The following is a 13,468-nucleotide window of genomic DNA, read 5'->3' as shown; positions in this document are numbered from 1 at the left end:
TTACGACTCCCTGGCCGTGATAAATCGGTTCTCGGGAATGGCCTTGTCATCTTCCAATACCCGAACCCGGTCCCCGCTGCTGAGCCGGTCCTGACCGGTCACAATCACCGGATCGTCCTGGCTCAAACCCTTCGACACTTCCACAAAACCCGGCATGCGCGAACCCAGGTTGACCGAAACCCGCCGGGCAACACCGTCTTCAGCCACAAACACATATTGTTCATCACCGCGGATCATCACCGCCTGTTCCGGGATAACCAGTGCTTCCCGTTCCCGGAGCGTCAGGGTGGCGGACATAAACTGCCCCGGGCGGAGCAGACCCTCCGGATTATCGATCAGTGCCCGCACCGGCAGCGACCGGCTCAGCTCACTGACCCGGGAACCCAACTCCACCAGCTGACCGGAAAACTGCCGATCCGGGTAGGCCGGCGATGCGCCGCGAACCCGTTGCCCAAGACTCACCTGCCCCAGAAAACGCTCCGGAATGGAAAAACCCAGCTCCATACGGTCGGTGGTATCCAGGGTGGTCACCGAGGTTCCGGCCGTGATGTAGGCCCCGACGCTGATGTCACTCAACCCGACCACACCGGCAAACGGCGCTTCGATGCGGTGGTTCTCCAGACGGACCCGACCCGCCTGACGCTGCGCCTCGGCCACGTCGACAGCCGTTCTCAGCTCATCCACCTGGGACTGGGAAATACTGTTGTTGGAGCGCAACCGCTGTGCCCTCTCTAACTTCCGGCGGGCATCCGCCAGTTGGGCTTCAATCACCTGCAGATCCGCCCGGGCCTGGCGATCATCCAGTCGTAAAAGCACCTCACCCTGCTCTACCCGGCGGCCGGTTTCCAGATTCAGTTCTACCACCCGGCCACTGACTTCCGTGGTCAACTCCACCGCATTCAGGGCTTTCAGACTGCCAACTGCATTGACCACATCCCGCACCATCTCCATCTTCGGAAGGAGCGTGTTGACGGCACTGGCAGGACGCTCAGCACCGCTCTGAGCGGCAGTGCCCTCATCCAGATTCTGGTACACAAAGGCACCGCCGATAGCAACTGCCACCAGCACCAACGCAATCAACCACTGTTTCCACATAGGATTTCCAGATTCTTCCAATTCTCGGTTAGTCGTCTGTTACTTTTTCTGGATCACCAGCACCACTTCGCCCACGTCGATTCCCCACTTGCTCATGGTGGTCTGGTTGATCAGCGTGTCGGGCGTGATCAGATACATCCAGTCGTCCATGCGCACATCCAGAGTACCGTCACCGTATGACACACGGAGGACATAATTCATATGAATGGCGTTACCGCGCCAGCGCATGGTTCCGGGTTCAACCACATCGCCTGCGTCGGCATGATAACCCTCCTCGGAGGGAGTCAAGGTCCAGACCCGGGTCTGCACCTCGCCGTCATTAAAGCGGAACACCTCATCCAGGGTGCCCACACCCTCATCATCCCACGACGCGCTAATATCCGCATCGAAGGTACGAATCACCTCACCGGAGAAATTCTTGACCACCCCCCGGGCGGAAAGTTCGCCAGTGAAGAACTCTTCCGGGACCAGTTCGGGTGTGCGGTCTGCATAATCCTCGAGTGACGGGCTGGCACAGCCGCTGAGCAGCAGTGCCGAAGACAGTACCCAGAGTATAGGTGTCGACAGGCGTTTCGATATCTCAGTAAACGGGCTTTGCATGACTTTTACACTCTCTGAACGGGTTTATTGCGGTTCTTTGGCGAAAAGGAATACGCCACAACCGACTTTAGCGATCATTGCCGGACTCTCTCCGGGCTTTCCCCGGGCTTTTACGTCATCTCGGCCAATTGTCCATTCTGACAGTCTGCCGGGCGCTTTTCGTCAATGGCAGCGCCCGGGTATTGGCGTAAAACAACAGGTAATGGCGGGTGATTGCCCACCGAAGATTCCGAGAAAGACACAGAGGATTCCGCTATGCCGGTTTACAAGGCGCCCCTGCGCGACATGAAATTTTTGCTGAACGAAGTGTTCGACTACCCGGGTCATTACGCCACCCTGGCCAGCGGTGAAAACGCCACGCCCGATATCGTGGATGCGATACTCGGCGAATGCGCAAAGTTCTGTGAAGAAGTGCTGAGCCCACTCTACCTCTCCGGCGACGAGGAAGGCTGCAAACTCGAGAACGGTGAGGTCACTACACCTGCCGGTTACCGCGAAGCCTACCAACAATACGCCATGGGTGGCTGGCAAGGGCTCTCCGCACCCGAGGAATACGGCGGCCAGGGCCTGCCTGCGTCCATGGGACTGCTGAAACAGGAGATGATGGGCACAGCCAACTGGCCTTTCTCTATGTACCCGGGTCTGTCCCTGGGCGCCATGAACACCATTTTCCTGCACGGTTCCGAGGATCAGAAACAGACCTACCTTGCACCACTGACCGAAGGCCGTTGGGCCGGCACCATGTGCCTGACCGAACCCCAGTGCGGCACCGATCTGGGCCAGGTGAAGACCAAAGCTGAACCCCAGGCCGACGGCAGCTACCAACTCACGGGCACCAAGATTTTCATCTCCTCCGGCGACCACGACCTGACCGAGAACATCGTCCACATCGTATTGGCCCGTCTGCCGGATGCCCCCAAGGGTACCCGGGGTATCAGCCTGTTTATCGTGCCCAAGTTCCTGCCCGACAGCCAGGGCGGGGTGGGCGAACGCAACGCGGTGGTCTGTGGCAGTCTGGAAAAGAAAATGGGCATCAAGGCCTCGGCCACCTGTGTGCTCAATTTCGATGGGGCCAAGGGTTATCTGATCGGGCCCGAGAATGAAGGCCTCAACTGCATGTTCACCTTCATGAACACCGCCCGGATCGGCACCGCAATCCAGGGTGTCGGGCCGGCGGAGCTGTCCTATCAGTGGGCGTTGGCCTATGCGAAGGATCGACGCTCTATGCGGGCACTTTCCGGTAAAAAAGAACCGGTTCAGGTGGCCGATAGCCTGATTCATCATGCCGATGTGCGCCGGATGCTGCTGACCCAGAAGGCCATCGCCGAAGGCGGTCGGGCCATGCTGTATTACGCAGCGCGACTGGCCGATCACATGGTGGAGGGATTCACTGAGGGCGATGATAAAAAGGCGGACAAATACGATGACAAGCTCGGCTTCCTGACCCCGATACTGAAGGGCTTTCTCACCGAACTCGGGTGCGAAGCAGCCAATCTGGGCGTTCAGGTCTTTGGCGGCCATGGTTACATCCGGGAGCATGGCATGGAGCAGATTGTCCGGGATACCCGCATCGCCACCCTGTACGAGGGCACTACCGGTATCCAGGCGCTGGATCTGTTGGGTCGAAAGGTTTTGCTGATGACCCAGGGCGGCGCGGTCCGGGAATTCACCCTGAAGATTGCCAATTTTGCCCGCAAGCATCTCACCGACAAACGGCTGCGACCCTGGGCGCTTGAGCTGCTCAAGCTGACCGGCCAATGGAACTGGCTGACAGTGCGGATCATGCTTGCGGCCCGCAAGGACCGGGATGTGGTGAGCTCTGCGGCCTATGATTTCCTGATGTACAGCGGCTACGTCACCATGGCCTATATCTGGCTGCGCCAGGCCGCGGTGGCTGTGGATAAACTCGATAACGGTGGCGAGGATTCGGCTGCTTTCTACCAGGCCAAGCTCGGAACCACCGAATTCTATTTTGAGCGCCTTTTGCCCCGGGCCCAGAGCCACGCTGCCAGCATGCTCAGCCCCAGCAAGAACCTGATGCAACTGGATGCCGATGATCTGGCCTTTACCGGATAAGCTATCCGGTCTCTCTTACGCCCGGGCCTTGCCCGGGATTTTTTTGGCCTTGAAATACTCCCGCCTGACCCCACCTCACAGGTGCATTTCCATATTGGAGTTATTAACTAACTGAATTAAATAGAAAACCTTTGATCGCGAGCATAAAAGAAGGAGGTTCGAATATGGAAACTCGTGCTGACGACTTTTATCCCACCCGCCTGGAACGTCCCACTGAAAGCTTTGAGCGCCAGGACCCCGTGGTGCACAGCAAAGGTTCGGATCGAACCAACGGACCACTGAGTGAAACCGAACTGACGCAATATGAGCGCGACGGCTTTATCGTCTTCAACAATTTTCTCGACCAGGCCACCGTTCGCCAGTTCCGGGAGGATCTGCGGGGTTACGAAAATGATGAGAGTATCCTGCGGTCCGAAGGAACCATTACCGAGCCGGGCAAGCAGGAAATCCGCTCGATTTTCGGCATTCACGAACTTTCTGATCGCTTCGACCGGTTGACCCGGGATCCGAAGATTCTGGCGATGGTCCGCCAGCTTCTGGGCAGTGAAGCCTATATCCACCAGTCCCGGATCAACTTCAAACCCGGCTTCCACGGCAAGGGCTTTGACTGGCACTCCGATTTCGAAACCTGGCACGCCGAAGACGGGATGCCCCGGATGCGAGCCGTCAGCTTTTCCATCGCCCTCACCGACAACACGCCGTTTAACGGCCCGTTGATGCTGATTCCCGGCTCCCACAAGACCTTTGTGCCCTGCGTTGGCCGCACGCCGGAAGACAACTACCAGTCATCCCTGAAAAAACAGGAGCTGGGCGTTCCCAACGATCGGGACCTTGCCGCCATGGCGGACGAATACGGGATCAAGGCACCCACCGGTCCCGCCGGCTCGCTGATCATCTTCGAGTGCAATACCCTGCATGCCTCGAACGCCAATATGTCACCCTGGCCGCGGAGCAATCTGTTCTTCGTCTACAACAGTGTGGAAAACCAGCTTCAGGCCCCATTCTGTGGCAACAAGCCACGGCCGGATTTCCTGGGCAATCGCAGTAACACCGAGACCCTGGTGCCAGTTCCAGAAGACGAAGGCCGGAAAACCGGTTAGCGCTATTTACCGATACAAAAGCTGCTGAAAATCTTGCCCAGAAGCTCATCCGGGGTAAGGTGCCCGGTGATCTCACCCAGGCTATCCTGGGCCGCCCTCAGATCTTCAGCGAGTAACTCACCGGCACCGAACCCTTCCAGCTGGCTCTGGCCCTGAACCAACAGGGCCTGGGCCCGCTCTAGGGCATCCAGGTGCCGGCGTCGGGCCAGGAAACCGCCTTCGGTAGTGCTGGCAAAGCCCATGCACTGTTTCAGGTGGTCCCGGAGTATTTCCAGACCTTCGGCAGACTTTGCCGCCAAACGGATAACCGGCGCACTCTGATGGTCTTCGGCGCTGATCCCTACCGTTTCACCGGACAGATCCACCTTGTTGCGAATAACCGTCACCGGGGCGTTGGCCGGTAACTGATCAATGAAATCCGGCCAGATTTCATGGGGACTGGTTTTATCGGTGGTGGTGGCATCCACCATCAGAAGGATGCGATCGGCCTGACGGATTTCATCCCAGGCCCGGGCAATACCGATCTGTTCCACTTCATCCGGACTGTCCCGGAGACCGGCCGTGTCGATGATGTGCAGCGGCATACCATCGATGTGGATATGTTCCCTCAGGACATCCCGGGTTGTGCCTTCAATAGCCGTAACAATGGCCGCCTCGCGACCGGCCAGGGCGTTCAGCAGGCTGGATTTGCCGGCATTGGGCCTGCCGCCAATGACCACTTTCATACCGTCTCGAAGAATGGTCCCCTGCTGGGCTTCCGCCAGAATTTTCTCGAGCCGGTCCAGCAGGTTCTGAAGATCACTGGCCACCTTGCCATCGGCCAGGAAATCAATCTCCTCCTCGGGAAAATCGATCGCCGCCTCAACATAGATCCGCAGGTGAGTCACCGCCTCCACCAGATCTTCGATCTGCCGGGAGAACACTCCCTGCATGGAACGAACGGCACAGCGGGCCGCCTGTTCCGAGCTGCTCTCGATAAGATCGGCAATGGCTTCGGCCTGGGCAAGATCCAGTTTGTCGTTCAGAAAGGCCCGTTCGGAGAACTCACCGGGGCGGGCCAGTCTTGCCCCCTGGCTGCACACCTCCCGAAGCAGAAGATCGAGAATCACGGTACCGCCATGGCCCTGAAGCTCGAATACATCCTCACCGGTGAAGGAGTGGGGGTTGGGGAAAAACAGCCCGATGCCCTCATCAATCAACTCGCCCCGATTGTCGTGGAACGGGCCGTAATGGGCATAACGGGGTTTGGGCTCGAACCCCAGCATCTGTTGGGCAATGGCCCGGGCCCTGGGGCCAGACACGCGAACGATCCCGACCCCGGCCTGTCCGGGTGCGGTGGCTATGGCTGCGATGGTGTCAGAACTCTGGCTCATGCTTTTTCCACAGGCTGAAAACAACAAAGGCTCCACACAGGAGCCTTTGCCGGGTCGGTTCGGGCACCGGTCAGTGCTTCTTACCGGCCATTTCTGCTTCGATCTTGCGGGTAATGTACCACTGCTGGGCAATGGACAGAATGTTGTTCACCAGCCAGTACAGAACCAGACCTGCCGGGAACCACAGGAAGAATACGGTGAAGATCAACGGCATCATCTTCATGATCTTGGCCTGCATGGGGTCCGGCGGAGTCGGGTTCAGACTCATCTGCAGGAACATGCTGGCACCCATCAGGATCGGCAGGATGAAATACGGGTCCATCACCGATAGATCCTGAATCCACAGCATGAACGGCGCATGGCGTAGCTGCACACTCTCAAACAGTACCCAGTACAGGGAGATGAATACCGGCATCTGCACCAGGATGGGCAGACAGCCACCGAGTGGATTAATTTTCTCCCGCTTGTACAGCGCCATCATTTCCTGGGACATGCGCTGTCGATCGTCACCGTACAGTTCTTTCAGCCGGGTCAACTGAGGGGCGACTGCCCGCATCTTGGCCATGGATTTGTAACTGGTGGCAGACAGATGGAAGAACACGGCTTTAACCAGCACTGTCAGCAGGATAATGGAAACACCCCAGTTGCCGACAAGGCTGTGGAACCAATCCAGAATGATGAACAGCGGCAGGGAAATAAAGAACAGCCAGCCGAAATCAACGGTACGGTCCATGTTCGGAGCCATTTCTTCGAGGCGTTCGATGATCTTGGGCCCGACATAGGCCCTTGCACCGATCTCGGCAGTCTCGCCCGGAGCCACGGTAGTGGCAGGATAGACAAAGCCCATGACGTAATTCTGGCCACGTTGGGTGGTCTGGTACTGGGCCGGGATGTCGCGCTCGGGAACCCAGGCAGACAGGAAGTAATGCTGGAGGAAAGCCAGCCAGCCGTTGGTGACAGACTGGTTGATCTGGGTTTCCTGCAGGTCGCTAAAATCAAACTTCTCGTAGGGATCTTCCGGGGAGCTGATTACCAGACCAAGGAATGCCTGGATACCCATGCTGGTCTGGGAGGTCGGGTCCGGAGACTGGTCACGGACGATTTTACCGGTGAAATTGGCCTGCCAGTTGTCGCTGGACTGGTTTTCAACCAGGTACTTGACGCCGATCTCATAACTGTTGCGTTCGAACTGGTAACGCTTGGTGATCTTTACACCGTTATCGGTAGTGTAACTCAGGTCTACCTGGAGCTGGTTGTCACCTTCGGCCAGCTCATAGCTCGAAGCGTTTGCATTGTAGACGGGAGCGGAACCGTTCTTGCGGCTATCAGGACCATCACGACCAATCAGACCGCTTTCGAGAACATAAAGACGGTTCTGGGTGTTATTCAGGAGGGTCAGCGGCTCCTTGCTGTTCAGGGTGTCGTCGTAGTCAAGCAGCTGTGCTTTTACCAGGTTACCGCTGACCCGATCAATCTGCAGGTCGTAGACGTCGGTGCGAACAGTGATGAACTGATCGCTTACCGTGGTGTTGTTTTCTGTTGAACTGACGACAGCCTGACCGGTTTCCGGCGTCGTGAACTCGCCATCACCGTCCACCTGGGCTGCATTATCCTCAGGAAGCACCATATCGTCTGAATTGCCCATGCTGCCGGCGGACTGCGAAGGCTGAGATTCAGCAACTTGAGCCGTCTCCGGCTGCTGATGGTAATCCTCATTCCAGGCAAGCACCATCAGATAACTGACAATAGCCAGGCCGGCAAATAATACGATGCGTTGAATATCCATAGAGTTACTGTCTGGTCTGGGTTGTTGTATGGGAATGATCAGCGTGTACGCAGGTTGTTACGGTTTCCTGAACCCGGGATTCTGTTGTTCCCGGCACAGGATCATAACCGCCTTCCGCCCAGGGATGACACCTTAACAGACGCCGGATTGCGAGAAATAATCCTTTAAGCGCGCCATGGTGGGTTATGGCTTCAACGGCGTATTGTGAACAGGTGGGGTGATGGCGGCAGTGACTGGCCATCATGGGGCTGATTGCGTACTGATAGAAGCGGATGGGCAGAAGCAGGAGCTTGCGCATTAACCCGTTCCTCGACCGGCAGTGTCTGGTGTTGCTGCCCGGGATGGCTGAGATTGAGCGTACTTTTTTCTGAGACGTCGCCAGAGGTCGTCCATGGATGCCCGTACCGACTGGTTATCCAGGGAAACCAGCCCCTGACGTCCCAGAACCACAAGGTCGAGACCGGGCAGATCCGTCTGGTGCCGGAAGCTTTCTCGGACTTGGCGCTTTACCCGGTTTCTCTGGACGGCTAGCTTCAGGTTCTTCTTCGAGAAGATTAAACCGATCCTGGCATGACCGAGGTTATTCGGTGTTGCCAGGATCAGAAAATTCCGGTGTGGAACTTTCAGCTGCACGTCGTTGAAGACTTTGCCGTAATCAGCAGGTCGCAGAAGACGATGTGATTTCGGGAAACTCAAAGCCTTCATGAGGCAATCAGAGCTTACGCGGACAGACGTGCGCGGCCCTTGGCACGACGACGGGAAATAACCTTGCGACCGTTGGCAGTGGCCATACGGGCACGGAAACCGTGAACGCGCTTACGCTTCAGGACGCTTGGTTGAAACGTTCTTTTCATGGTGATGATCTCACAATTCGTAAGTTGGAAATTCAGTAACTGGCTGGAAAATGAACAGCCAAAACAGGAGCGGCATTCTATGCAAATACCGGTGGGAATTCAATGCTTATTGCTAGGGGGTTGTGCGCATGCTGAAATTTCTTGAACCACCTGGCCAGGTAATAAATTCAGTAAGTCTTTTTAGAATTCTTTTAAGGATTAATTATTACTGTTATTAGTATCGAGGATTTCTGTGGATAAGCGATAAAAAAATCTAAAAAACAAAACTTTGCACGGTTTATAAGGGTATTGATAAGGCACCGTGAGCGCTGTGGACGGTGGCAGGGCGAAATGTGGGTAAGTCGGAATTGTGTGATGAATCCAAGTTATCCCCGGTTGCGTCCCGGGGTTCCTAACAGGGTTAAACCCCGGCTGTACACACAGGGCTGTGAGTAACTTTCAAAGAACTTATTTTCTGTACACAAGGTTGTAGGTAAGTTCGTAACAAACTGAAATATAAAGAAATAAATTTCCACAGGCTGTTCATGAACCGGCTGCGGCTCTTTCACTGGGAGGCCGGTCGGGTTAGAATCCGGGGTCATCTCACTGGACAGGATGTCCCTTGTCCGTTCAGAGACATTTCAGGGTTATCGGGAGCAGGCTGTCGTGCCAAACAGTATGTGGCATCAATGTCTTGAAGTACTCCGGGACGAGTTTCCCGCACAACAGTTCAATACCTGGCTCAGGCCCCTGCAATCCGACCATCGGGAGGGGCAGCTGATGCTGTTCGCTCCCAACCGTTTTGTGATGGATTGGGTGAATGAAAAGTATCTGCGGCGCATTGAAGAGGTACTCAAGGATCTGAACGGCGGGCAGGCTCCCCGGGTTAATATGAAAGTGGGGTCCGCACCTCGTGAAGATGAACCGGTCAAACGCTCGGAAGCACCTGTCCGTGTAAATGGCCAGGTTCATGAAGAAAGCGGTAGCCGGGTCACCGAAGAAGAGAAGGGTGTGGCTGCCACGGTGGCCGGTTCGCCCTCTGTCCGCCCGAAAAGTGGCAGCGAGCGACGGCCGGTTCAGGTTGAAGGTGATATCAAGCACCAGAGTTTTCCGAACGAGGGGTTCACCTTCGAAACCTTTGTTGAAGGTAAATCCAACCAGCTGGCACGGGCGGCGTCGATGCAGGTGGCGGAGAATCCGGGGGGTGCCTACAATCCGCTGTTCCTGTACGGCGGTGTTGGTCTGGGTAAGACCCACCTGATGCACGCCATCGGCAACGAAATTGTCCGTCGCAACCCCAAGGCGAAAGTGGCCTATCTCCGCTCGGAACGGTTTGTGGCAGATATGGTCAAGGCATTGCAGCTGAACGCCATCAACGAGTTCAAGCGCTATTACCGATCTGTGGATGCGTTGTTGATTGACGACATCCAGTTCTTTGCCCGCAAGGAGCGTTCGCAGGAAGAGTTCTTTCATACCTTCAATGCGCTGCTGGAAGGCGGCCAGCAGGTCATCGTGACCTGTGATCGATTCCCGAAAGAAATTGTCGATATGGAAGAGCGGCTCAAATCCCGGTTTGGCTGGGGGCTGACTGTGATGGTTGAGCCGCCGGAACTGGAAACCCGGGTGGCGATTCTTATGAAGAAGGCCGATCAGGCCAACGTCAAGCTCAGCAGCGAGGCGGCTTTTTTTATTGCCCAGAAGATTCGGTCCAATGTTCGTGAGCTAGAAGGGGCGCTTCGTCTGGTGATAGCGAATGCTCACTTCACCGGTTCGGAGATCACCCCTCCGTTCATCCGGGAGAGCTTGAAAGACCTGTTGGCGCTGCATGAGAAACAGGTGAGCATCGATAATATTCAGCGCACTGTGGCCGAGTATTACAAGATCAAGGTTGCCGACCTGCTATCCAAACGCCGAACCCGAACGGTCACCCGGCCACGGCAGGTTGCCATGGCGCTGTCGAAGGAGCTGACCAATCACAGTTTGCCGGAGATTGGCGATGCCTTTGGCGGTCGTGACCACACCACTGTTTTGCATGCGTGCAAGAAAATCGTGGAGTTGCAGGAGACTGATCCGGGCATCCGCGAGGATTATCAGAATTTTATGAGACTGCTGACCACCTGATGCCGGGCGTTGGCAAACAACATTCACCCTTCCAACATAAAGAAAGCTGAGTGCCATGAAACTGACGATCAGCCGTGAATCCCTGCTTACCCCGCTGCAAAGCATTGCCGGCGTGGTGGAAAAGAAACAAACCATGCCGGTGCTGTCCAACGTATTGCTGGTGGCCGAGGACAATACCCTGACCCTGACCGGTACCAATATGGAAGTGGAACTGGTAGCGCGGATAACACCGGTGCATGTGGATCAGCCCGGCCGGATTACCGTTCCGGCTCGTAAACTGTCTGATATCGCCCGGGCCCTGGGTGACGAAGCGCCGATGGAGCTGTCCCTTGAGGGCGATCGTTTGCATCTGCGCTGCGGAGCCAGTCACTTCACCTTGTCCACATTGCCGGCAGAACACTTTCCCAATGTCGAAGACGAAGACGAGAGCTTCCGTCTGGAGCTGCCGCAAAAAGAGCTGGGCCGGATGCTGGATGCAACCGCGTTCGCCATGGCCCAGCAGGACGTTCGCTATTACCTGAACGGCCTGTTACTGGAAGTGGACAAGGATCATGTACGGACGGTGGCGACCGATGGTCACCGACTGGCCATGGCACATCTGGAACTGGTGACCAATTGCCCGGAGTTGCGGCAGGTGATCGTTCCCCGTAAAGGGGTTCTGGAACTTTCCCGACTGCTGGATGACGTGGAAACGCCGGTGACGCTGGTCATTGGTGATAACCACCTTCGGGCGACGGTGGGTTCGTATACCTTCACGTCGAAGCTCATCGAAGGCAAGTTCCCGGACTACAACCGTGTTATTCCACGGGGCGGCGACAAGGTGGTGCTGGCGGATCGCGCGACACTGAAGAATACGCTGCAACGGGCAGGGATCCTGTCTCACGAGAATATCCGCGGGGTACGGCTGAACCTGGCCTCGAATGAGCTCCAGGTCTTCGCCAATAACCCGGACCAGGAACAGGCCGAAGATGCGCTGCCGGTGGACTACCAGGGCGAATCCCTGCAGATCGGTTTTAATGTAGGCTACCTAGTGGATGTAATGAATGCGCTGGATGAGGACCAGGTAAAAATTACCCTGTCCAATCCGAACAGCAGTGCGTTGATAGAGGCGCAGAATGATAACCGCTGCCTCTATGTTGTCATGCCCATGAGGCTGTAGAAGGAGATGACGTTGATGAGTACCGTAACGAATGGAATCAAAGGCGCCTTCAGGATTGGCCAGACTGTGTCGGTACTCGGCCGCACCGGGATCAACTGGCTTCGGGGGGATCGCCCTCCCACGCCCAGGCTGCTGAGGCAGACGTTTGAGTCACTCGGTGCGACCTACATCAAGCTGGGGCAGTTTATTGCCAGTTCTCCCACGTTTTTCCCCAAGGAGTATGTGGAAGAATTCCAGTACTGCCTGGACAAGACCCCGAACCTGCCCTTTGGTGTGATCAAGAAGATCATCCGGGACGAATTGGGTCGGCCGCTGGATGAGGTTTATGCGGAAATCGATCCGGTGGCTTTGGCCTCGGCGTCGATTGCGCAGGTTCACGCCGCCCGGTTGGTATCCGGTGAAGAAGTGGTTATCAAGGTTCAGAAACCGGGGGCTGAGAACATTCTGCTGACGGACCTGAACTTCCTGTATCTGTCCGCCCGAATTATTGAAACCCTGGCACCGAAACTGTCCTGGACTTCCATGTCCGGTATTGTGGAGGAAATCCAGCGGACCATGATGGAAGAGTGCGACTTTATCAAGGAAGCCAACAACCTGAAGGTTTTCCGGGATTTCCTGCATGACACCCATAATGAAGACGCGGCGGTGCCCAGGGTGTTTGAGCATTGCAGTACTCGCCGTATTCTGACCATGGAGCGCTTCCACGGTGTGTCACTGACGGATCTGGAGAGCATTCGCGGTTACGCCCGGGATCCGGAGCGGACCCTGATCACTGCCATGAACACCTGGTTTGCCAGCCTTACTCAGTGCGAGTTCTTCCACGCGGATGTGCATGCCGGTAACCTGATGGTCTTGAAGGATGGCCGGGTTGGTTTTATCGATTTTGGCATTGTTGGCCGAATCAAACCGGATACCTGGCAGGCGGTCAGCGATTTTATTTCGGCTGTGATGGTTGGCAATTTCGAAGGCATGGCCGATGCCATGATCCGTATCGGGATAACCCGCCAGATGGTTCGTGCTGAAGATCTCGCCGGTGATCTGAGAAGGCTGTATCAGCAGATGGACAAGATGGTGCCGGATGAAGTGCCTTATGAGGCGGACCAGGCGGAGGACGATGTTAATCACATTCTGATGGATATGGTTAAGATCGGTGAAAGCCACGGCCTGCATTTTCCGAGGGAATTTGCCCTGTTGCTGAAACAGTTCCTGTATTTCGATCGCTACGTTCACATCCTCGCTCCGGAAATGGATGTGTTTATGGACGAACGGTTGAATATGCTCCATTGAGGCTGTCGCCTTGAGCGAGTGGCTTTTGTACACTAGGG

General features: G+C 56.1%; 12 protein-coding genes. 5 read left to right on the top strand and 7 right to left on the bottom strand.

What is annotated here, in order from left to right; all coding sequences use genetic code 11:
- Together A8B84_RS12440 and A8B84_RS12435 are read right to left on the bottom strand one after the other, a co-directional pair.
- The gene (locus A8B84_RS12440) at positions 1 to 1,095 is read right to left on the bottom strand and encodes an efflux RND transporter periplasmic adaptor subunit (RefSeq protein WP_064229479.1); all 1,095 of its coding nucleotides are present in this window, start codon (positions 1,093 to 1,095) and stop codon (positions 1 to 3) included.
- A 39-nt stretch (positions 1,096 to 1,134) separates the two neighbouring features.
- Positions 1,135 to 1,695: a DUF3833 domain-containing protein gene (locus A8B84_RS12435; protein ID WP_064229478.1), complete on the bottom strand. Its 561-nt coding sequence runs from the start codon at positions 1,693 to 1,695 to the stop codon at positions 1,135 to 1,137.
- A gap of 255 nt (positions 1,696 to 1,950) precedes the next feature.
- Here A8B84_RS12435 and A8B84_RS12430 point away from each other — a divergent pair, with 255 nt between their 5' ends.
- A complete protein-coding gene (locus A8B84_RS12430) occupies positions 1,951 to 3,771 on the top strand; it encodes an acyl-CoA dehydrogenase C-terminal domain-containing protein (protein WP_064229477.1) in 1,821 nt (606 codons plus the stop codon).
- Positions 3,772 to 3,935: 164 nt separating this feature from the next.
- Positions 3,936 to 4,871, top strand: coding sequence for an ectoine hydroxylase (gene thpD, locus A8B84_RS12425; RefSeq protein WP_064229476.1), 936 nt, complete (start codon positions 3,936 to 3,938; stop codon positions 4,869 to 4,871).
- Positions 4,872 to 4,873: 2 nt separating this feature from the next.
- Here thpD and mnmE read toward each other — a convergent pair whose 3' ends face one another.
- The 5 genes from mnmE to rpmH form a co-directional block, all read right to left on the bottom strand.
- On the bottom strand, positions 4,874 to 6,244 hold the full coding sequence (mnmE, locus tag A8B84_RS12420; protein WP_064229475.1) for a tRNA uridine-5-carboxymethylaminomethyl(34) synthesis GTPase MnmE: 1,371 nt from the start codon (positions 6,242 to 6,244) through the stop codon (positions 4,874 to 4,876).
- Positions 6,245 to 6,314: 70 nt separating this feature from the next.
- The gene (gene yidC / locus A8B84_RS12415) at positions 6,315 to 8,030 is read right to left on the bottom strand and encodes a membrane protein insertase YidC (protein WP_064229474.1); all 1,716 of its coding nucleotides are present in this window, start codon (positions 8,028 to 8,030) and stop codon (positions 6,315 to 6,317) included.
- A gap of 4 nt (positions 8,031 to 8,034) precedes the next feature.
- Complete coding sequence (gene yidD / locus A8B84_RS12410) at positions 8,035 to 8,328, bottom strand: membrane protein insertion efficiency factor YidD (protein WP_064229473.1); 294 nt, start codon at positions 8,326 to 8,328, stop codon at positions 8,035 to 8,037.
- Positions 8,328 to 8,735 (bottom strand): ribonuclease P protein component, encoded by a 408-nt coding sequence (rnpA, locus tag A8B84_RS12405; protein ID WP_064229472.1) that lies wholly within the window; start codon positions 8,733 to 8,735, stop codon positions 8,328 to 8,330. Before rnpA ends, yidD begins: the two co-directional genes overlap by 1 nt.
- A 14-nt stretch (positions 8,736 to 8,749) precedes the next feature.
- Positions 8,750 to 8,884 (bottom strand): 50S ribosomal protein L34, encoded by a 135-nt coding sequence (gene rpmH / locus A8B84_RS21330; protein WP_008172542.1) that lies wholly within the window; start codon positions 8,882 to 8,884, stop codon positions 8,750 to 8,752.
- 645 nt (positions 8,885 to 9,529) lie between these two features.
- Between rpmH and dnaA the strand changes: the two genes are divergently transcribed.
- Genes dnaA through A8B84_RS12390 form a run of 3 tightly spaced genes read left to right on the top strand, consistent with a single transcriptional unit; the run spans position 9,530 to position 13,430 of the window.
- Positions 9,530 to 10,984 (top strand): chromosomal replication initiator protein DnaA, encoded by a 1,455-nt coding sequence (dnaA, locus tag A8B84_RS12400; RefSeq protein ID WP_064232339.1) that lies wholly within the window; start codon positions 9,530 to 9,532, stop codon positions 10,982 to 10,984.
- Positions 10,985 to 11,039: 55 nt separating this feature from the next.
- A complete protein-coding gene (gene dnaN / locus A8B84_RS12395; RefSeq protein ID WP_064229471.1) occupies positions 11,040 to 12,143 on the top strand; it encodes a DNA polymerase III subunit beta in 1,104 nt (367 codons plus the stop codon).
- A 15-nt stretch (positions 12,144 to 12,158) separates the two neighbouring features.
- Positions 12,159 to 13,430, top strand: coding sequence for an ABC1 kinase family protein (locus A8B84_RS12390; protein ID WP_064229470.1), 1,272 nt, complete (start codon positions 12,159 to 12,161; stop codon positions 13,428 to 13,430).
- Positions 13,431 to 13,468 lie beyond the last annotated feature (38 nt).

Origin of the sequence: Marinobacter sp. EhC06, from assembly GCF_001650915.1 — a bacterium.
In the GTDB taxonomy this organism is placed as follows: domain Bacteria; phylum Pseudomonadota; class Gammaproteobacteria; order Pseudomonadales; family Oleiphilaceae; genus Marinobacter.
Note: the sequence above shows the minus strand (reverse complement) of the source record. Positions and strands in the feature narration are given on the sequence as shown.